The sequence below is a fragment of the Chryseobacterium taiwanense genome, assembly GCF_000813825.1.
GTDB lineage: Bacteria > Bacteroidota > Bacteroidia > Flavobacteriales > Weeksellaceae > Chryseobacterium > Chryseobacterium taiwanense.
The window spans coordinates 91,174-112,383 of record NZ_JWTA01000018.1 but is presented as its reverse complement, the minus strand read 5'-3'; the positions used below and the strand labels follow the sequence as shown (position 1 = coordinate 112,383).

Here is a 21,210-nt window from a genome sequence, read left to right as displayed (position 1 = left end):
TCTCCTATAAAAAGAAAATAAAAAAGCGAAATGAAAAAAACATTTGCAGTTCTTACTTTATCAACGCAAATTATTTTTGCTCAAAATATTGCCCAAAAACTGGATGCAGCTACAAAAGACCTGATGAATTCTTCGGGAGCGATTGCTTCCAATTTGTCATTCTATGTATCGGATGAAGATGGAAAGCTTGTTTATGAATTTCAAGGGAATAAAGGGCTTTCTACGGCTTCTACCCAGAAAATTTTTACAGCCGCTGCAGCGTTAGAAACGTTAGGAAAAGAATACACTTATAAAACAACATCAAGCTACTCCGGAAGTATTTCAGGAGGAAACTTGAATGGCAATCTTTTTATCAGCTCAAACGGAGATCCTACGTTAGGAAGCTGGAGATATGAATCTTATAAGCCGGAAAGTTTTAAAAAGAAACTTCTTGAAGCCATAAAAAACGCAGGAATTACAAAAATTTTGGGAGATCTGATTATTGATGATTCTTATTTTGATCATCAAACCATTCCCGGAGGTTGGCCTTGGGATGATTTAGGAAACTATTACGGAGCCGGAGTCTGGAGTGTGAACTGGAGAGAAAATCAGTTTGATGTGAATATCAATGGAACAGATTTTAAAAACTTTTCTTATCCTTTAGCCGGAATTAAATGGCTGAATGATCTGAAAACCGGAGGGAATTCTGATCAAAGTTTGGTTTTTACCGCTCCTTATTCAGATGTAGCTTTAATTAACGGAACTTTACCTGCCGGAAAAACAATCACGGTTTCAGGTTCTGTACCCAATCCTCCTTTACAATTAGGAGTAGAAGTAAAGCAATGGTTAAAAGAATCAGGAATTAATTTTTCAGGAAAAGTAATCACCAATTCTCAGCTTGAAATTGAAGGAAAAGCAATACAGGTTGCTCCTAAAAATAATATTATTCTTACCTATCAATCACCAACATTAGATAAAATTGTCTATTGGTTTCTGAGAAAAAGTGTGAATATGTATGGCGAAACCCTGATTAAAACATTAGGAAAAGAGAAAAAAGGAGATTCAAGCTTTAAAAGCGGAGTCGCTTATCTGAAAGAATTCTGGAAGTCAAAAGGAATTAATGGAAATATGATCAATTTTGCGGACGGAAGCGGACTTTCTCCTCAAAATTATGTGGCTGCAAGAGCGGAGGTTCAGGCGTTGCTGTATGCAAAAAAACAACCATGGTTTACTGCTTATTATGATGGATTTCCTATTCAGGATAATGGGCTGAAAATGAAAAGCGGAACGATGAAAGACACGAAATCTTTTGCCGGTTTTCATACCTCAAAAGATGGACAAAAATATGTTTTTTCAATAATTATTAACAATTATCAGGGAAGCGGAAGTACAGAACTTCAGAAAATCCTGAATGTTTTAAAATAACTTGCTTTGAAAAAGAAATCGATATTTTCCAGATTCAACAACTGGTTTATTTTTTCTCTCATGACTTTGGTCGTTGTATCCATCGTGATTGCATCTACGCTTATCGTTAATTATTTGAAAAAAGAAGAAGTAAAAAGGGTTGATATTTTGGTGAATGCTATAAAATTTCAACAGGAAGTTACTACACCTAGCCTGGAAGTTCAGGAATTACTTTTGACGATATACAGTTCAAATACAACAATTCCGTTAGTTATTCTGGATAAAAATGATCAGCTTATAGAATACAAGAATCTTCCAAAGGAAATACACGATCCAAACGAAATTATTGCTTTGGCAAAAAAAATGGAAAAAAAATATCCGGCCATTGAAATTAAAATTTTGCAGGGAAATAATCAGTTTGTGTATTACGACAATTCAAGAATTCTTAATAACCTTCAGTATTTTCCTTTCTTATTAGGATTGTTTGTGTTGTCTTACTTCTTATTTTCTTTTTGGTTTTTAAGAACGATCAAGAAGACGGATGAAGGCTATCTTTGGGCTGGTTTGGCAAAAGAAACAGCACATCAAATCGGGACGCCTCTCTCTTCAATGATTGGCTGGATGGAAATTATGAAACTTGATAATCCGGAATCTGAAGGGATACATGAAATTGAAAAAGATATTGAACGTTTGCGTACCATCTCGGAACGTTTTTCTAAAATAGGTTCTGTTCCTGAGTTGAATGATAGAAACTTTAATGAAACCATTCAGGAAAACTATGACTATCTGAAAACAAGAATTTCCAAGAAAATCAATTTTACATTACATCAGCCTACCTACACCATTTTGGTGATGCACAACAAAATATTGATAAGCTGGGTGATTGAAAATCTGGTGAAGAACGCGGTAGATGCAATGAAAGGGCAGGGAAATTTACTGATGACCGTTTTTGAAAGAAACAAGAATATTATTGTCGAAGTAAAAGACGACGGAAGCGGAATGACGAAACAACAGGCAAGAAATGCTTTTAAGCCGGGATATTCTACCAAAAAACGCGGTTGGGGATTAGGATTGTCATTGGCGAAGAGGGTCGTTCAGGAATATCATAACGGAGATCTAAAAATTGTTCAGACAGAAGTAGGAAAAGGAACTACTTTCAGAATTACAATTAAGAAAATTGAAGAAGAGAAAGTCTAAAACTTTTGAATTTATTTAAACCATTAAGGTATTAAGTTAATTTAAGGCAAAATTGAAGATTTTTATAAACAGAATCAATGCTTTAAGGGAAGCAAAGTTCAACTTAATATTCTTAAAATCTTACAATATCTTAATGGTTAAATTCTTCACTAGCTTTAAAGACTCTCAAACAGAAAATATTCACAAATAAAAAAGCGAGGAAATTTTCCTCGCTTTTTGTTTATTTTTTACCCGTTAACCACTGAGTTTGCAGTTTTTGTTCTTCTGCAGTCGGATTAGTTTTAAATTGTAGACTTTCCATCGTCATTTTATCAAGAATTGCTTTTCCTTTCAGCTCCATTTTATTATTGTTTCTTAAAATAGTAACTGTAACGTTTTGCCCTTCTTTGATCGTTTTAGAATAATCAATAAATGCCTGTACATTCTGGATATTGATCGTTTTGCCATCTAATGCTACAATTTCATCTGTCGCTTTGAAACCTATGCTTTTTGCAAATGGTGACAATGCCGAGCTTTCATCAAAAACAAACGTATTGTTCTTATCATTATAACCCGTTTGATTTGGATCTTTGATGAACCAGAAAATAGGCGGAGTTTCCTGTTTCTTTGTTTCCACACCTACCATACTCAGGTATTTTTCATACGGAGTAGGCTCGCTTCCTGCAATATATTTGTTGTAGAAATCTTTTACCTGAGGATACCCTGTAACGGTTACTAATTCGTCAATAAGTTGGTCATCTTTGAACGGTTTATTTTCTCCGAATCTTTGAGAAAGCTTACGGATCATATCACGGTATCCCATTTCACCATTAGATAACTTTCTTAGCTCAATATCAAGACACATCGCAAGAAGTGCCCCTTTTTCATAGACGTTTCTGTATTGATCCTTATATTCATCCAACAGAACGTTTTTACTCATCACCGTAAAAGGCATGGTATCATTATAGTTCTTAGAATTCGTGATTTTCTCAGCCATTCTTTGAAGGAATTCATCTTTAGTAATCAATCCTTCCTGAATCTGGAATAAATTGGCAAAATACTCAGTTCCTCCTTCATACATCCATAAATGCTGAGACATTTTAGGATCTGCATAGTCAAAATAATGGATTTCCTCAGAATGTGTTTTTAAAGGATTTACCGTATGGAAAAACTCGTGAGAAACAACATCGGTAATTGTTTTATCGATGGCTTCTTTAGGCATCATTTCAGGTAACACAACACTAGTTGATTCATGGTGTTCCAATGCTCCGAAACCTTTAATTTGCGGTCCGTCTCCACCTGAAAGATACAGCATGATCGCATATTTCTTATTGGTATTCATATCACCCAAGAATTTCTTCTGAGCAACGACCATTTTTTCTAAATTATCTTTAAAATCTGCCGCTTTGTATTTTCCTGTCGGAGAGTAAACTCCCAACACAAGATCCATTCCTCCAGCGTTGAATGTAATGTAGTCTGGTTTTGTATACATTAATGGAGAATCGGTTACTTTCGCATAATTTGCTAATGTAAACGTATCTGTAGATTCAGATTTATCTTGATCTACCAAAGCGGTTGTTCCGTAAAAATTCGCAGGTTTTTGAACGATTAATTGATAAGGGACATCTTGCATATTATCAATATACCCTATGAATCCGTGAGTATTAAGCAGGTAAATTTTTCCTTCCTCGATATCTGTTCCTGAAGGTGAAAATACCGCTTTGTGCTTTGAAGTGTCCATTTCATCATCAAAACTGTCATTCACCAGATAGGTAACTTTGCTTAAGTTCTGAGCGTTTTTAAGAGAATAGGTATTGTCATTCACTTTCGTAAAAGCTATTTCTTTTCCTTTATTATCAAAAAACTTGATGCCTTCTACAAATCTTCCGTAATCATCTATAGAATAAGTTCCGGGAACCGTTTTAGGAAAATGGAATTTTACATCTCCCGACTTCATTTTCGGGAATTCCATCGTTACGGCAACTTTATCATTTTTTACATTGACAAGATCAATGGTCGTCTTAATAGACTGGGCATTCACCAAAAAAGTGGCTAAAATGCCTAAACTTAGTGCTATTTTTTTCATTGAGTTTAAGTTATAGTTAAATAGTTGTTTTTTTTATCGTTTTGTTACGGAGATATGTATTAAAGTTTTCTTAAAAATAAATGTTAAATTTTAAAAATTTCAAAAAAATAAGAGCAAAACCACAATTTTGCTCTTAGATAAATAGGATTATATTTTTGTATAGTTAATGTAATAAGCATTGTTAAACTCAACAGGATTGTTGTTCTTTAGTTTTACCGTTTGCCATTCCTCTGTTGGGTTGATTGTTTGTTCTCCCTCAATTCTAATAGGTAGTTTTAAATTTTTAATCACATTCGTATAGCGGAATTTCAAAACATTTCCATTTTGAGAATATTCTAAAGTCGGGATTTTAGTGGTTCTTAAATACTGATTAAATACACTGGAGAAATCAATTCCTGCCTTTTTTGAGATATAACTTTCTATCTCTTCAGTCGTTACTGTTTTATGATAGAAATCCTTATTTAAACCTCTTAAAATCTGTCTGAATTTTTCGTCGTTATTAATCACCTGGCGAATCGTATGAATCATACTTGCTCCCTTGTAATACATGTCTCCGCTTCCTTCATTTCTTACGCCATATTTTCCGATAATCGGGATGTCATTTTCTATACTCTTTCTGATTCCTACAGCATAAAGATCTGCCGACTTCTTATCCATATATTTTTCGGTAAAAAGAACCTCAGAATACATGGTGAAAGCCTCATGAACCCACATGTCTGCCTGATCTTTTGCGGTGATATTATTGGCAAACCATTCGTGACCACTTTCATGAATAATGATGTAATCCCAGTTGAGTCCAACTCCCGTTCCTGACAGGTCGTTCCCTAGATATCCGTTTAGGTATTGATTTCCATACGCTACATTACTCTGATGTTCCATTCCTAAATACGGAGAATCTACCAATTTGTAAGAATCTTCATAGAAAGGATAGGCTCCAAACCAATATTCAAAAGCAGAAAGCATAGGTTTTACCTGCTGAAACTGTTTTTTTGCTTTCTCTAAATTATAATCTAATACCCAGTAATCAAGATCAAGTTTTCCTTTTTCTCCGTTGAACGTATCTTTAAAATTCACATATTTTCCAATATTTGGAATAATGGAATAGGCATTGATTGGATTTTTTACTTCCCAAGTGTAAGCAGTTTTACCTCCTACAGTTTTTGTATTGATTAATCTTCCATTTCCGACACCTACCAAATTTGTTGGAGTAATGATTTTCATTACAACGCCATTGTCTGGTTCATCGCTCCAAATATCTTTTGTAGGTAACCAGATTGAGGCTCCGATCCCTTCATCAGCAACGCTCATCCAAGGATTTCCATTCTGATCTTTTGTGAAAACCCAACCTCCGTCCCAAGGCGCATGTTTCGCAATGGTAGGATTTCCGGAATATTCTACATCAATCGTATATTTTTCGCCTTTTTTGAAACTTTTTTTAGCTTTAACCCAAATGAAATCACCGTCTTGCTTGTATTCTGAAACCGGGAAGCTTGCTGTTACTTTATCGGCTTTCATAGGTTGTTGTAAATCAATCTGAAAGGTTGGATTGGTAACGTCTTTAATAATTTCAAAACTGATCGTATTATTCCCTTTGATGCTTTTTTGTGCAAAATCGGGTTCAACAGACAGGTCATATTTCTTTACATCCCAAAAGTTTCGGAATATGGTGTTTGAACCTTTTAAAGTATCCTGTTTTGTGAAAGTTTTATCTTTCTCAAAGAATTGTCCAAAAACAAGTCCTGAAGCGAATAGAAGGGTATATGTCAGTTTTTTCATTTGAAATTAAATTAATCTGTCAAAAATAAATAATTAATTGTTTCTACATGGAGAAAGTCTAAATTATTAGATCTCTTTTGATTAGACGAAAGAAATAAAATTTTGTTACTTTCTATATCATAAAAAATCCCGCAGATGATTCTACGGGAATATTTTATAGGATATGCTTTTAAGCTATTTCTGAACAGCCGGAAGATTTCCGTTACGTTTTTGAACCTTTTTATACGTGTAAGAACACATGATAATACTAAATTCATACAATAGTAGCAAAGGTAATGCTGCCATCAACATACTTAAAACATCAGCAGGAGTGATGATTGCTGCTACCACCATAATTAATACAATGGCATGACGACGATAGGTCTTCATAAACATTGGTGTTAAAATTCCAATCGATGTAAGGAAGTAGATAAGGATAGGAAATAAGAAAATGACTCCCATACCCAAAACTACCTGTAAAAATAAGGTAGTATAATCACTAAGGTCATAAAGCGGAACAATGATGTCTGAAATTTTGAAAATAACTCCAAAATTAACCGCAAAAGGAAGAATCAAAAAATAACCGCATAAAACGCCGGTCATAAACAAGATCCATACAGAATTGATGATGAAAATTGAGTTTTTTCTTTCTTTCGGATGCAAAGCCGGACCAATGAATCTCCAAAGTTCCCATACAATATAAGGAAAGGCTGCAACCATTCCTCCAAAAATAGAAACCGCCATCATGACGTTAAACTGTTGGTACAGTTTACTGGCACGAACAGGGAAATCTTTCGGAAGGTGAATGCTGTCTTCTCCCAAAAGCATTCTGGAAAAGTGATTCACAAGTTCAAAAGTTGGAAAATCGTTTCTGGTAGGACCAAAAAAGATATGATCCATAATCCAATTGATGTTAAAGCCGACAACAAAAGCCGCAACAATGATCGCAATGATCGAGCGGATAAGGTGACCTCTTAATTCTCCAATATGTCCAAGGAAGGACATGTCTTTAGCATCACTCACAGAATAATATTTTTTAAGGCTTCAAATTTATGAAATATTTAAACAAGTTAAAGGTTTCAAACTATTTCTAGTTGATTCCTTCATCCAACAATTTATGCAGATCGATAATTCCGAAATACTTTCCGTTTTCTGTAACTACAAGCTGTCCGATATTGTTATCCTTTAAAATCTTCATGGCATCTTTTGCCAAAGCCGTTTTCTCGATCGTTTTCGGATGAGCAGACATAATATCTTTAGCCAATACTTTAGAAATATCGTCACCTTTCATCAACATTCTTCTTAAATCTCCATCTGTAATGACTCCGATAATTTCCCCTTCATTGGTAACAACAGTGATTCCATGTCTTGAGCTGCTGATAGAGATGATAACATCTTTAATCGTATCATTTTCCGTAACCTGTGGTTTTTGTGAAGAAAGAAAATCGTTCACTTTGGAAATCAGGTTTTTTCCTAAACTTCCTCCCGGGTGAAATTTTGCAAAATCATTGGCTTTAAAATCATTCATTTCCATTAAAGATACAGCTAAAGCGTCTCCGAGAGCCATTTGTAGCGTAGTAGAGCTTGTTGGAGCCAGTTTGTTAGGACAAGCTTCCATATCAACGTGTGTATCTAAAATAATATCAGAAAATTCTGCAAGTTTACTATTTTTATTTCCTGTCATCCCGATTAATGCAGAAGAATAATCCTTTAAATAAGAAACAAGATTTACAATTTCCGGTGAATTTCCGGATTGTGAAATACATAAAACAACATCCTGTTTTTGAATAACTCCCAAATCTCCGTGAATAGCTTCCGAAGCGTGAAGAAATTGAGAAGGTGTTCCCGTAGAATTTAGAGTGGCAACGATTTTATTTCCAACGTGTGCTGATTTTCCGATTCCTACCACAATTAACTTTCCTTGTGCAGCATGTATTGTTTCTACAGCTTTTACAAACTCTTCGTCAAGTCTGTTTTTCAGCTTTTCAAGTTCCGAAATCTCTATCTCTAAAGTACTTTTTGCTATCGAAATGATATTGGCTTTTTCCATTTTACTTTTATAAGGTCTACAAAAAATCTTTTAAAAAATGTTATATTTTAAAAAGAATATTTAATATGAATTTTATTTTTTATAAATTCGTTTGCTTTTATTTTAAGCAAAAAAATCTTAACTTTGGGTGAGATGCAAATTTAGCAATAGAAAATTAGATGAGCGCAAAAAAAGCCAATTTATCAGGCGAATTGAAAAAATATTTCGGGTTTTCTACTTTTAAAGGACAACAAGAACAAATTATAGAAAACCTGTTGAATGGGAAGGATATATTTGTCTTGATGCCTACAGGAGGAGGAAAATCACTATGTTATCAGCTACCTGCTCTTATTTCAGAAGGTACTGCCATAGTAGTTTCGCCTTTAATAGCGTTAATGAAAAACCAGGTAGATGCAGTAAACGGACTGTCATCTGATGATGGGGTAGCCCATGTTTTAAATTCATCTTTAAATAAAACGCAGACCAAACAGGTTTTCGATGATATTAAAAGTGGAAAAACAAAACTTCTTTATGTAGCCCCGGAATCTTTAATTAAAGATGATTATTTAGACTTTTTGAAAGAGGTGACAATTTCTTTCTTTGCGATTGACGAGGCGCACTGTATTTCAGAATGGGGGCATGATTTCAGACCGGAATACAGGAATTTGAAATCAATTATCGATAAAATTGCAGACGTACCTGTAATTGCTTTAACGGCAACAGCAACCCCTAAAGTTCAGGATGATATCCAGAAAACTTTGGGGATGAGCAATGCTTTGGTTTTTAAAGAAAGTTTCAACAGACCGAATCTTTATTATGAAGTACAGCCAAAGGTAAACGTAGATAAAGAGATCGTTAGATTTATTAATCAGCATAAAGGAAAGTCCGGAATTGTTTACTGCTTGAGCAGAAGAAAAGTTGAAGAATTTGCTCAGCTTTTACAAGTGAACGGAATCAATGCTTTACCTTATCACGCAGGTCTTGATCAAAAAATAAGAGTAGCCAATCAGGATAAATTTCTGATGGAAGAAGTGGATGTCATTGTAGCGACAATTGCATTCGGAATGGGAATCGACAAACCGGATGTTCGTTTTGTGATTCATTATGATTTCCCAAAATCTTTAGAAAGTTATTATCAGGAAACCGGACGTGCCGGAAGAGATGGAGGAGAAGGTCACTGTTTGGCATTTTATGATCCGAAAGACATTGAAAAACTAGAGAAATTCTTGGCTCAAAAGCCTGTTTCTGAAAGAGAAATTGGGTTACAGTTATTAAATGAAGTCGTAGGTTATGCCGAAACTTCAATGAGCAGAAGACAATATATCCTGTATTATTTTGGTGAAAACTTCGATCCTATTCACGGTGACGGAGCAAAAATGTGTGATAATTCATCAAATCCGCCAAAACTGAAAGATGCAACAGATGATTTGAAGAAAGTGTTGGAGCTCATCAGAGATACAGGAGAAAAATTTAAATCAAAAGACCTTATTTCTGTGATTGCAGGAAAAGAAACTGCAGTAACGAAATCTTATAAACTTGAGCAAAGTTCTTATTTCGGTTTTGGGAAAGAGGAAAAGGATAACCACTGGAAAACCATTTTAAGACAGGCAACCGTTCAGAATTTCTTGCAAAAAGATATTGAAACGTATGGGGTTTTAAAGATCGCCGAGAAGGGGAGATTGGTTTTGGAGGGTAAATTAGAACACTCGTTCCTGATTGCTGAAGACAGAGAATTTGATTTAAGTCAGACTAAAGCAGAAAGTGATCAGATTCAGCAGCAATCCGGAGGAGGATTAGATCAGAACTTATTCACTTTATTAAAGGAATTAAGAAAGAAAGTTGCCAAAAAGCACGGAATTCCGCCTTACACAGTCTTTATGGATCCTAGTTTGGAGGATATGACCGTTCAGTATCCGATTACTGTGGAAGAAATTGCGAAAATTTATGGAGTCGGTGAAGGAAAAGCCAAGAAATATGGCAAAGAATTCGCTGATTTTATCAACAAATACGTAGAAGATAACAATATCGAACGTACTCAGGATATGGTACTGAAGCAAGTGGCTAACAAATCCAGCCATAAAGTTTTCATTATCCAGAGTACCGATAAGAAAATTGACCTTGAAGATATTGCAAGAGCCAAAAATCTTTCAATGGATGAATTGTTGAAAGAAATGGAACGTATTGTTTATCAGGGGACTAAATTGAATATTGATTATTATATCGAAGACAATTTTGATGAAGATATCGTAGATGGTTTCATGGAATTTATGAACGAATCTGAAAGTGACAGCATGAAAGTTTTACTGGATGAATTTGGGGATGAACTTTCAGATGAAGAGGTGAGAATGTTGAGAATAAAATTCATCAGCGATGTGGCCAATTAATAATGAAAGATGTTTTAAAATATCTTTTATATATAATAATTTTCTTGATAGGCTGTTATCTGCTTTTGCTCCTTTTTGGAGTATTGATAGAGTGGTATCTTCAGGGAAGAAAATAATTAAAAAGAAACTTTTCTGTTGAGGAGTTTCTTTTTTTATGAAATAAATAATTTTAATGTTCAATTTGTCATTCCGTAGGAATCTCAATATAATATTAAAAAATAGCTAATAATTCTCTTGCCTGGATTCCTATGGAATGACAAGTTACATGGAGAATAAATGGCTTTAAGTTAAATATTTTCAGGAGTTTAAAAAAATGTGAAAAAAATAATCATATTTAATTTAAAGTTAAAAATCACTAATTGTAATCTGAAATTAAAGGTTGCCAAAACTTTTTACTAACTTTACATGAATGAAAAAGATTTCTGTCATATTTATTCTGCCGGATTTGGAAACCGGAGGTGCAGAAAGAATCATTACCACCATTGCGAACCATCTTTCCAGAGATCGGTTTGAACCCAAAATATTGCTTTTACGCAAACAAGGCGGCTATCTTGATTTTCTTAAAAAAGACATTGAAATCATTGATGTAGATACGGAACGAATCAGACATTCATTAAAGCCTATTTTAAGGGAGATCTATCGAAGAAAACCCGATATTGTTTTTTCGGGATTTGGAGAAGTAAATGCGTATTTATCTTTATTTATCAAGCTTTTTCCGAGAACAAAATTTATTGCAAGAGAAACCAATGTGGTCTCTCACCATGTAACCCGAACAGAAATAAAATTCTTCTACAGCTTTTATAATAATTATCAGCAAATCATTGCGCAAAGTGATGATATGAAAAAGGATCTGATCGATAATTTCAACGTAAAAGAAAGAAAAATCATTAAAATAAATAATCCTGTCGATTTTGATTTCATTGAAGAAAAACTGGCTGTTTCAAGTAAACCTGAATGTTTTAAATACAATTATAAAAATGTTGTAGCCATTGGGAATTTATCCGAAAGAAAAGGTTTTGATAATCTTCTGAAAGTATTTTCCAGACTTAAAAGTGAAAATATTTTGTTACATATTTTAGGAGACGGGAAAGACCGGGAAATACTGCATCAGATGAAAGACTTTTTAGATTTAAAAAAAGTAATTTTTCATGGAAGACAGGAAAATCCTTATCAGTTCCTGAAATATGCAGATTTGTTTATTCTCTCTTCACGATATGAAGGTTTTCCCAATGTTTTACTGGAAGCAGGAGCCTGTGGAACGTATTCTTTGGTGAATAATTGCCCGGGAGGAATTAATGAAATTATTCAAAACCGAATTAATGGAGAGATTTCGGATATCGAAAACCATGATGATTTCTCACAAAAAATTATTCAGATTTTACATGACAGCTATGATAGTGGTTCGATCAAAAATTCTATAAAATCAAGATTTTCCAAAGAAATTATTTTGGATAAATATGAAAATGTTTTACTGAACTTGATGAAATAAAAATGATCATATTTGCCTTATGGAGGCTTATTTTCTTACATTTGACCTCGATAATTTTATATAAATCAATATTTCCCAATGAATAAGATTCAGAAACTAGGATGTGCTTGTGAAAAACCTACCTCGGATTATACAGAATACAGAACTTCTGAATTAGGTATAGATCATACGAATGGAAGATATGGAGAAGTAAGTATTCAGCAGTGCAAACTTTGTCAAAGAATATGGATTCATTATTTTGTAGAATATGAAAGCTTTTCCAAATCAGGAAGATGGTACAAAGGAATTGTTTCGAAAAAAGACCGTCCGAACATAACTCCTGAAAATGCTGTAGAATTTTTAGAAAGTCTCGAATGGTATGTATACGGAGGTTCTTATTTTGAGAGTACAGGAACATTTGGCCAAGGAAAAGTGAATGTAGATTTATAATATTTTGATGAAGATTTTTATCAAAATAGTATTGTATTTTATTGTTTCAATCGGATTCTTCTGGTCGCATTTAGATATTGTAAAATATGTTCACAATTGTCATGTTGAGAATGAAATATTTCCTGAATATTATGCTGCGATGCCTTTTATTTATAAATCAGACTCTTTAGCCAGTTCTATGGCGACGGATTATTATATATTAGGTATTTTATTAAATTCAATAATTCTGACATTACTTTTTTTATATTTAGATTTTCTCATTCAAAAAGTTTTAATTAAAAGCAAAATACTGTTAAAATCTTATTTTGCTCTAAAAATTATTATTACTTTATTTTCATTCTCTAATATTTATTTTTCTTATACTTTTATAAGTGATGATCATTTTAGTTTTAAAAGTACTTTTAAAGAAGATATAGAGATGTTTAAAGCAAATTGTAAAGGGAACATAGTTTTCTTTTCACGGTGATTCAGTATTGAAAAAATCGGATTATGAGCTTAAGTTCAATAAAAATATTCAGTAAAATTATTATTTCTTTAGTTGTGATTTTTTTAGTAATGAGCTGTAAAAGTCCCAAAGAAAAGATAGAAGATGTTGTTCTTTATCAGGATAGTATTGGATACTGGAATTATGAATGGTCAAGAGAAAGAGCAGAATATTATGGCTTTACTTTTAAATTTATGAAAAAGAATAAGCTCCAAAAATTATCTTTTAATAAAGTTAAAAATAGAAGAACGATCTGGAATGATTATCCCTATGAAGAATCAATTTACAGATGGGGAGTTGCAGATGATTCAATATTTACTTTAATGAATTATAATTCAAAAATAAAAGTAACAAAATATAATAAAGACACAATTTGGCTTTATGATCCTGAGACAAAGAGCAAGGATCTTCTAATAAAAGTAAAAGGAGATCTTAATATTGAAAAGCCTGTTGAAATAAAAGGGATTAATAAAGATACAGGAGAAGAAATTCAAAGTCTTAATTTATAGTTAGAAGTTTAAATTTTTTAAAAGAAAAATTGACAAATCTCACTTTCTCACGTGGTAATTAATCGTTAAATTTGTAAGAATTAAGAAAGTTAATAATAAACAAATTCATAAAATAACATGAGTCAATTCGATGTTACCGTAATCGGTTCTGGTCCTGGTGGTTATGTTGCTGCAATCCGTGCTGCACAATTAGGTTTCACAACAGCAATTATTGAAAAATATCCTACTTTAGGAGGAACTTGCCTTAATGTTGGGTGTATTCCGTCAAAAGCGCTTTTGGATAGCTCTGAGCATTTTGAGAATGCAAAGCACAATTTCGCAGGTCACGGAATCATTATCAATGAGCCTCAAGCTGATATCGCAAGAATGATTGAGCGTAAAAATGAGGTGATCAAGCAAAATACAGACGGAATCAGCTATCTGATGAACAAAAACAAAATCACTGTTTTTGAAGGAGTGGGAAGCTTCGAATCTGCTACTCAGATCAAAGTAACGAAAAACGACGGTTCTACTGAAACGATCGAATCTAAATATACAATCATTGCAACAGGTTCTAAACCAACTTCTTTACCTTTCATCACTTTAGATAAAGAAAGAGTAATCACTTCTACAGAAGCTTTAAACCTTAAGGAAATTCCTAAGCATTTAGTTGTTATCGGTGGTGGAGTTATCGGTCTTGAATTAGGTTCTGTTTACTTAAGATTAGGAGCTCAGGTAACTGTTGTTGAGTTTATGGATAAAATCATCCCTGGAATGGATGGAGCTTTAAGTAAGGAATTAACTAAAGTTCTTAAAAAGCAAGGAATGAAATTTATGCTTTCTACAGCTGTTTCTGCAGTTGAAAGAAACGGAGATACGGTAAAAATTACTGCTAAAGATAAAAAAGGAGAAGAAGTTGTTGTAGAAGGAGATTATTGTTTAGTTTCTGTAGGGAGAAAGCCTTATACAGAAGGTCTTGGATTGGAGAAAGCAGGTGTTGAACTTGACGAAAGAGGAAGAGTGAAAACAAACGATCATTTACAGACAAACGTTGCAAACATCTATGCGATCGGAGACGTTATCAAAGGAGCAATGTTGGCTCACAAAGCTGAAGAAGAGGGAGTTTTCGTAGCAGAAACTTTGGCTGGACAAAAACCTCACGTTAATTATAACTTGATTCCGGGAGTTGTTTACACTTGGCCTGAAGTTGCAGGAGTTGGTAAAACTGAAGAGCAGTTGAAAGAGGAAGGTGTTGCTTACAAAGTAGGATCTTTCCCAATGAGAGCATTAGGAAGAAGCCGTGCAAGTGGTGATGTTGATGGATTGGTTAAAATCATTGCAGACGAAAAAACTGATGAAGTTTTAGGAATGCACATTGTAGGAGCAAGAGCTGCTGACCTTATCGCTGAAGGGGTAATTGCTATGGAATTCCGTGCAAGTGCTGAAGATATCGCAAGAAGTTCTCATGCTCACCCGACATATGCAGAAGCTATCAAAGAAGCTGCTTTGGATGCTACAGGGAAAAGACCTATTCATATGTAATTGAAAAATAATCATATATACAAAAAGAGAAACCATAATTATGGTTTCTCTTTTTTTTGGCATAAAAATGGAGATCATCAATTAAAAAATTACTTATGAAGAATATTTTTATCGGTTTGATGTTTCTTACAGGAATTCATTCATTCGCACAAGAAGCAGGAAAAGTAGGGGAATTGCTCAGAAATGAAGCTTCTAAAAATGAAATAGAAACTTCGATTTCTAAAACAGAGGGTTCAAGAAATAACAATAATTCAGGATTCAGAACTTCAAATAGTTCAGGATCAAGGATTAAAAATCCTAATTATCAATGGAACCAGAGTTACGGATATTCGGAGGTTTTTCTTAGAATTCCGGAGCAGGGATATTTTAGCATAGAACTAGGAGATCAGACGATCTCAAATAATTCAGGTAAATTTCGCTTTTTTGATCTGCCTTCAGGAAGAATTCCAATCTCTATTTATGAAAATGGGTATTTATTATACAGAACAACGTTAAATGTCCGTAATAACAGCAGATTGGTTCTGGATTTTTTCACTAATAAGGGGTTGTACTTATTAGATTCTTATCCTGTTCAGAATCAGTCTTATGGTTTTAGTAACTGGAACGATATCTGGAATAATCCTTATGGAAATGGAAATCAAGGCAATAATTGGAATAGCGGAGGAAATTATGCGAATGTTATGGATCATAATTCTTTTAGCGAATTTCTTTCTATGCTTCAGAGAAATGCAAGGTTTGACGATGACAGGCTTTCTATGATAAGACAACAGATGCGTATAACTCTGTTCTCTTCTCAGCAGATTCAGACTTTGGTAAAGGAAATGAGTTTTGATAAAAATAAATTGACTTTAGCGAAATCTATATTTAATAATTGCGTTGATAAGCATAAATATTTTATCGTTTGTGATGCGTTTGATTTTGAAAGCAGCAAAAGGGAGCTGATGGACTTTGTTTCAAATTCTTAATAGGTCAATATCAACAAAAAAGAGAAGCTTTATGCTTCTCTTTTTTGTTGATAAATAAGGTTAGAATGTTTTATTTGAAGAAATTATAAGGTATCATATAAAACCAAAGATTACTTTATTTCACAGCATCATGCGGTTGATCTTCCGGAATAAAAAGCCCCAAACCATATTTTTGATTTAAATACTTTTTAATATCAGGACTTGAATTTGTAACCCATTCGATCGTATAAACTTTACTGGTATCAATATCCAATTTTTTGTAATACGTATTAAGAGACTGTACTGTAATCTTGTGTAGAAAATCAAAATCTTCCGGTGTGTGGTTGTTATAAACAAAATATTCAGGCTCATATTTTGCGGCTAATACTTTGTCGCAGGAATCCTGAATATCGCGATGGGTTTTAATGTAATAATCTCCAAAAGTTTTGTTTTTTGAATCCAGTTGATCTAAAAACTGATTAAAAACCTGTAGAGTATCTTGATGAAAGTTCATTTTTGAAACGACAGTATTTCGGAATTCATCATTAGCTTTTGGTGTTTTTGAGCAGGAAATAATTCCTAATACGATAAAAAGAGTGTAACTTATTGATTTTCTTAAAGTCATATATATGTTTTATATAAAACTATGATTATTTTTCTTTAAAAATGTAATTTTTTTGAAATTTATCTTGAAAGGATTTAATGATTTAATAAATTTTAAACTGTTTTTGAACTAAAATTGTGTTGGTTAATTTTTTTTATCGTTAACCAGTGATTTTATATTTAATACGCAATAATATAGCTATGAAATTTATCAACTAGAAAAAAAATATAATTTAATTTTTATTTAGAAAAATTATAAATAATTTTGCAAAAAATTGTTAAAGTTGAAGAAGAGTCTTTTATTTGTTGCTTTTCAGTTTGTTATACTTTCTGTAAGTGGTCAGTCTTTGACCGGGATTGTAGTAGAAGCTGATAACAAAAAGCCTATTTCGGGAGTTAAAGTCGGTATTGAAAATTCAGGAATCTGGACGGTAACGGATAATTCCGGAGTGTTTCAGATTAATTATAATGCGAATGAAACATTGGTTTTTTCAAAGGCTGGTTTACTGGAAGAGAAGAAAACATACGTTACCATTCCTGCGAACAGAATTACGGTAGATATGCAGATTGCTTCTATTCGTATTAAAGAAGTAATGCTTTCTGCAAAAAAGAAAAATTATTCTGAAATTGAGATTAAGGAAGAAGCTTTGAAAAACATTCAGGCATTCTCTTTGAATGAAGTATTGGAACAGATTCCGGGACAGAAACTTCAGAATCTTAATTTGAATGAATTTAAACCCATAGTTTTCCGTTCCACACTTCCTACAACAGTTTCAGATCAGGGATTTGGGAATAAATCTTTTGGTACTGCTATTGTGATAGATGGGATTCCGATCTCTAACAATGAAAATATGCAGAGCTATGCTGCAAATTATTCTGCATCAGGAAATTCTTGGGCCAATGAAGGTTCTGTTTTTATGCCTAATCTTCTTGGTTTTAGTGCCGAAGGAGGAAACTTTTCTAATACTAATTTTGGTGCCGATTTAAGAGAAATTCCTGTTGAGAATATTGAAAGTGTAGAAGTAGTTCAGGGGATTCCTTCTGCAAAATATGGAGATTTAACTTCGGGATTGGTTACCATTCAGCAAAAAAGCGGAAAAACACCTTATAGAGCTTATTTGGCTTTAAGAGATGGAACTCAGGAATACAATATTAATAAAGGGTTTAAGATCAACGATAAATTGGGTTTCTTAAATGTAAACTTCAACTATTTAAGCTCAAATTCCGATCCAAGAACGAAATTCAATAAATATCAAAGAGTTACTACCAATTTGATGTGGACGGTTTATAGCAAGAATAAAAATATTAAAAACTCTTTCTCTGTTGATTATGGGAATAATTTTGATAATGCCAATTTTGAAGAAGAAGATGCAACTCAGCTTATTGTAAAAAATAAAAAAAGAGATCTTAGAATTTCCAATCGTTTCAGCTGGAGGTTCAAGGATTTCTTTTTTGATAACTTAGACATTAATGCAAATTATTCTCAGGGATATCAAAACTCTTTTAAGTCAAGTCTATTTAATGGTGGTGGTGAATTGGTAGGAACAAGTCTTGGAGAAGGGGTTTATACAGCGACGTATTCTCCGCCAAGCTATACTCAGGTTCAGGAAATTGAAGGGAAACCTATTTCTATTTATTTTGCTGCCGATTTTAAGAAACATATCAAAACAAAAGAAAACTGGACTCACAATTTTTTAGTGGGAACATCTTTGAGAAGCAGTGATAATAAAGGAGCCGGAAGATTAGGTAGCCCGGAAACAATACTTACGCAATTTTCAGGAGGAGGGCAAGGTTTCAGACCTTATAACTTCGGAGATAATGTAAGAGCTGAATACCAGTATTCTTTGTATGCTGAAGATAATGTTTTCAAAAAATTCGGAAATTATATCTTTAACTTAAATGCAGGGGTAAGATATGACAATCAATTTGGATCATCGGTTGTACAGCCTAGAATTAATTCTTATTTGATTTATAAAAACTTCAAATTCAGAGGAGGTTTTGGTATTGCTTCTAAAGCGCCTTCTATCAATATGATATATACAGGTTCGAGATATTATGATGTAGTTTTGGCAGATCTTCGTCTCCCTGGATATTATAATCTAGGAATTATGCAGACTTTTATTGATCGTGCAGATAATAAGGACTTAAAGCCTTCAAAAAGTATGCGTTCAGAAATTGGAGTTGATTACAAATTCGGGATAGGAAATGTAGGATTAACCGCTTATTATAACAATTTGTATGATGGATTCACTACTGAAACATACGGTGTAAAGAGAGGTTTGGCTCAACTTCAGATTCACGACAATGGAACAAGTCTTCCCACCTATGATGTAGTAGGATACAGTAATTATTACTATTTACAGAATAGGATGGTAAATGCATTAAAATCTAAAGACAAAGGATTGGAATTAATGGTTGGGCTGGATAAACTTCCAATTAGAAACATCAGTTTAGACTTGAACGGAGCCTATGTTGAAACAACCAACAGATCTGAAATAGACCGATATTTTACTGCATCTACTACTCAGGGGAATGCCATTTGGGGATTGTACAGACCTTTTGATTCCAAATACCAACAGTTTAATATAAGTGCAGCGTTGAATTATCATTTGCCGAAAGCAGGTTTGGTGATTACATTAAGAACTCAGCATTATATTATTGATGAAAAGAATATCTTTAATCGTAAGTCGTTGTATGCATACATCAATTCAGATATGGAAAAAGTAATGCTTACCCAAGAGCAGATTGATGATCCGAATCAATTTGCAAATATTAAGGAAGCGAATTTTTACCAGGATAAGGAACGTATCAATAAAGTGTATCATAACATTAACTTGAAAATTTCCAAAGACTTCCAAAATGGTTTCAAATTTTCTTTTTACGCAAATAATTTCCTTGATCTGAAACAAACAGAGACTATATTCTCACAATCGTTAGGAAAATATACAACTATTTTAAAAGGTGATTTGCTCACGTTGTCTTTCGGAGCTAAAATCGAATATCAATTTTAATAATAAACACTATCCATATGAAACAGTTATTTAGCTTTTTAGCAATTTTAATGTTGCTTTTCTCTTGTAGAGATGATGATTTTGGGAACAATAGCAGCACGTTACAACCTACTAATTTTAAAGTAGAAGTAAAATATGATGCTTCTTATAATGATGCTAACAATAATCCAAGACGTGCAAAAAATGCTGCAGTAATTTTGGTTAATAGTAATTCAGGAGATACCTATACGGTTTCTACTGATGCAAATGGTTTTGCAAACTTTTCAAATGTTATTCCGGGAACTTATAAGATCACAGTATCTAAAAATATGCTTGCTGACGAGTTCTTCTCAACATTTAACTACGTTTCTCCTGCTGATGAGATCAACTTTAACGGAACTCAGGAAGGTGCAACGGTTAATGTTAATGTTCAGAGTACTGTTATTGAGCTGAAAACAGCAAGAATTGGTGATCTGTTAATAAAACAAATATACTATGCGGGTTCTCATGCAACTCAGGGAGCTTCTTTCAGAGATCAGTTTATTGAACTTTATAACAATTCTAATGAGGTAATTTATGCAGATGGTTTATACATTGGTCAGTTGTACGGAAAAGTAAATACAACGTTCAATCAGAGTTATACTCAGGCAAACGGACAATTCGACTGGAGCAAATCTATCGGAATGACAATGGGAAGTGCTGCTAATACAGATTATGTATATGCAGATTATGTAATCAGAATTCCGGGAACAGGCACTCAGTATCCTATTTTACCGGGAGAAAGTATCGTAATTGCAGCCAATGGAGTGAATCATAAATCGCCTTTGGTTGATAATACAGGGAATCCAATTTCAATTCAAAATCCTGCTTTGACTGTTGATTTGAGCGGTGCAAATTTTGAGGTGTATTTAGGTGATTTTAATTTATCAATCGGTCAGCCGGTTTATAAATTTGATATTCAGAATCCTGCGGTAAAAGACATGGAAATTGCGTATTGGGGAAGAACTGGATATTGGAGTGGAAACAATGATTTGTTGATGGATAATCCGGGAAGAGACAGCTTCGTTATTTTTAAAATGAATAATGCTGATTTTACAGCACTTCCAGACTATTCTGATCCTTCTGTGACCAACGTTACGACAAGTACAAAATATTTTAAACAGATTCCTAATTCTGTAATTATTGATGGGGTAGATTTGCAGAACTTCAATCCGAATTCCCAAAGACCCAAAATGCTGAACGCTTCTATTGATGCTTCTTTCACGAATTGTGACGCTTCATTCAATTCTCAGGCGGTGATCAGAAAAACAAAAACAACAGTTCCTGCTCAGGGAAGCACTCCTGCAAGAAAAATTTTGGTAGATACCAACAATTCAGCAAATGATTTTGTAAAACAAGCGGCAAATCCTAGAGGATTTCAACAATAAT

15 protein-coding genes are annotated in these 21,210 nt (G+C 33.5%); 10 read left to right on the top strand and 5 right to left on the bottom strand.

What is annotated here, in order from left to right; genetic code table 11:
- Positions 1-30: 30 nt before the first annotated feature.
- A complete protein-coding gene (dacB, locus tag RM51_RS17185) occupies positions 31-1,404 on the top strand; it encodes a D-alanyl-D-alanine carboxypeptidase/D-alanyl-D-alanine endopeptidase (RefSeq protein ID WP_039372473.1) in 1,374 nt (457 codons plus the stop codon).
- 6 nt (positions 1,405-1,410) lie between these two features.
- Positions 1,411-2,580 (top strand): sensor histidine kinase, encoded by a 1,170-nt coding sequence (locus RM51_RS17180; RefSeq protein WP_039372470.1) that lies wholly within the window; start codon positions 1,411-1,413, stop codon positions 2,578-2,580.
- Between the two features lie 220 nt (positions 2,581-2,800).
- On the opposite strand, the gene RM51_RS17175 is transcribed toward RM51_RS17180, so the two are convergent.
- The 4 genes from RM51_RS17175 to RM51_RS17160 all read right to left on the bottom strand — a co-directional run bounded on the left by RM51_RS17175 (position 2,801) and on the right by RM51_RS17160 (position 8,450).
- On the bottom strand, positions 2,801-4,645 hold the full coding sequence (locus RM51_RS17175; protein WP_039372468.1) for a M61 family metallopeptidase: 1,845 nt from the start codon (positions 4,643-4,645) through the stop codon (positions 2,801-2,803).
- A gap of 147 nt (positions 4,646-4,792) precedes the next feature.
- On the bottom strand, positions 4,793-6,421 hold the full coding sequence (locus RM51_RS17170; protein WP_039372466.1) for a M1 family metallopeptidase: 1,629 nt from the start codon (positions 6,419-6,421) through the stop codon (positions 4,793-4,795).
- 174 nt (positions 6,422-6,595) lie between these two features.
- Entirely contained in the window at positions 6,596-7,423 is an 828-nt protein-coding gene (gene tatC, locus RM51_RS17165) for a twin-arginine translocase subunit TatC (protein ID WP_185095018.1), read from the bottom strand.
- A 67-nt stretch (positions 7,424-7,490) separates the two neighbouring features.
- Complete coding sequence (locus tag RM51_RS17160) at positions 7,491-8,450, bottom strand: KpsF/GutQ family sugar-phosphate isomerase (RefSeq protein WP_039372463.1); 960 nt, start codon at positions 8,448-8,450, stop codon at positions 7,491-7,493.
- A 158-nt stretch (positions 8,451-8,608) separates the two neighbouring features.
- On the opposite strand from RM51_RS17160, the gene recQ reads away from it, so the two are divergent.
- The 6 genes from recQ (at position 8,609) to RM51_RS17125 (ending at position 16,210) form a co-directional block, all read left to right on the top strand.
- Entirely contained in the window at positions 8,609-10,813 is a 2,205-nt protein-coding gene (recQ, locus tag RM51_RS17155) for a DNA helicase RecQ (RefSeq protein WP_039372461.1), read from the top strand.
- A gap of 409 nt (positions 10,814-11,222) precedes the next feature.
- Positions 11,223-12,302: a glycosyltransferase gene (locus RM51_RS17150; protein ID WP_039372458.1), complete on the top strand. Its 1,080-nt coding sequence runs from the start codon at positions 11,223-11,225 to the stop codon at positions 12,300-12,302.
- A 78-nt stretch (positions 12,303-12,380) separates the two neighbouring features.
- Positions 12,381-12,731, top strand: coding sequence for a hypothetical protein (locus RM51_RS17145; protein ID WP_039372457.1), 351 nt, complete (start codon positions 12,381-12,383; stop codon positions 12,729-12,731).
- Between the two features lie 489 nt (positions 12,732-13,220).
- The gene (locus tag RM51_RS17135; protein WP_039372452.1) at positions 13,221-13,724 is read left to right on the top strand and encodes a hypothetical protein; all 504 of its coding nucleotides are present in this window, start codon (positions 13,221-13,223) and stop codon (positions 13,722-13,724) included.
- Positions 13,725-13,841: 117 nt separating this feature from the next.
- Complete coding sequence (gene lpdA, locus RM51_RS17130; protein WP_039372450.1) at positions 13,842-15,245, top strand: dihydrolipoyl dehydrogenase; 1,404 nt, start codon at positions 13,842-13,844, stop codon at positions 15,243-15,245.
- A 95-nt stretch (positions 15,246-15,340) separates the two neighbouring features.
- Positions 15,341-16,210, top strand: coding sequence for a DUF4476 domain-containing protein (locus RM51_RS17125; RefSeq protein ID WP_039372449.1), 870 nt, complete (start codon positions 15,341-15,343; stop codon positions 16,208-16,210).
- 115 nt (positions 16,211-16,325) lie between these two features.
- Here RM51_RS17125 and RM51_RS17120 read toward each other — a convergent pair whose 3' ends face one another.
- Complete coding sequence (locus tag RM51_RS17120; protein WP_039372447.1) at positions 16,326-16,814, bottom strand: hypothetical protein; 489 nt, start codon at positions 16,812-16,814, stop codon at positions 16,326-16,328.
- Positions 16,815-17,076: 262 nt separating this feature from the next.
- On the opposite strand from RM51_RS17120, the gene RM51_RS17115 reads away from it, so the two are divergent.
- Together RM51_RS17115 and RM51_RS17110 are read left to right on the top strand one after the other, a co-directional pair.
- Positions 17,077-19,803, top strand: coding sequence for a TonB-dependent receptor (locus tag RM51_RS17115; RefSeq protein ID WP_039372445.1), 2,727 nt, complete (start codon positions 17,077-17,079; stop codon positions 19,801-19,803).
- Between the two features lie 17 nt (positions 19,804-19,820).
- Entirely contained in the window at positions 19,821-21,209 is a 1,389-nt protein-coding gene (locus tag RM51_RS17110) for a DUF4876 domain-containing protein (RefSeq protein WP_039372443.1), read from the top strand.
- Position 21,210: the final 1 nt, after the last annotated feature.

Excerpts from the sequence above, each read along its gene's own strand:
- RM51_RS17160 (WP_039372463.1), bottom strand. The coding sequence starts at position 8,450 with ATGGAAAAAGCCAATATCATTTCGATAGCAAAAAGTACTTTAGAGATA.
- lpdA (WP_039372450.1), top strand. The coding sequence starts at position 13,842 with ATGAGTCAATTCGATGTTACCGTAATCGGTTCTGGTCCTGGTGGTTAT.
- dacB (WP_039372473.1), top strand. The coding sequence starts at position 31 with ATGAAAAAAACATTTGCAGTTCTTACTTTATCAACGCAAATTATTTTT.
- RM51_RS17175 (WP_039372468.1), bottom strand. The coding sequence starts at position 4,645 with ATGAAAAAAATAGCACTAAGTTTAGGCATTTTAGCCACTTTTTTGGTG.
- RM51_RS17145 (WP_039372457.1), top strand. The coding sequence starts at position 12,381 with ATGAATAAGATTCAGAAACTAGGATGTGCTTGTGAAAAACCTACCTCG.
- recQ (WP_039372461.1), top strand. The coding sequence starts at position 8,609 with ATGAGCGCAAAAAAAGCCAATTTATCAGGCGAATTGAAAAAATATTTC.
- RM51_RS17135 (WP_039372452.1), top strand. The coding sequence starts at position 13,221 with ATGAGCTTAAGTTCAATAAAAATATTCAGTAAAATTATTATTTCTTTA.
- RM51_RS17120 (WP_039372447.1), bottom strand. The coding sequence starts at position 16,814 with ATGACTTTAAGAAAATCAATAAGTTACACTCTTTTTATCGTATTAGGA.
- RM51_RS17170 (WP_039372466.1), bottom strand. The coding sequence starts at position 6,421 with ATGAAAAAACTGACATATACCCTTCTATTCGCTTCAGGACTTGTTTTT.
- RM51_RS17110 (WP_039372443.1), top strand. The coding sequence starts at position 19,821 with ATGAAACAGTTATTTAGCTTTTTAGCAATTTTAATGTTGCTTTTCTCT.
- RM51_RS17150 (WP_039372458.1), top strand. The coding sequence starts at position 11,223 with ATGAAAAAGATTTCTGTCATATTTATTCTGCCGGATTTGGAAACCGGA.
- RM51_RS17125 (WP_039372449.1), top strand. The coding sequence starts at position 15,341 with ATGAAGAATATTTTTATCGGTTTGATGTTTCTTACAGGAATTCATTCA.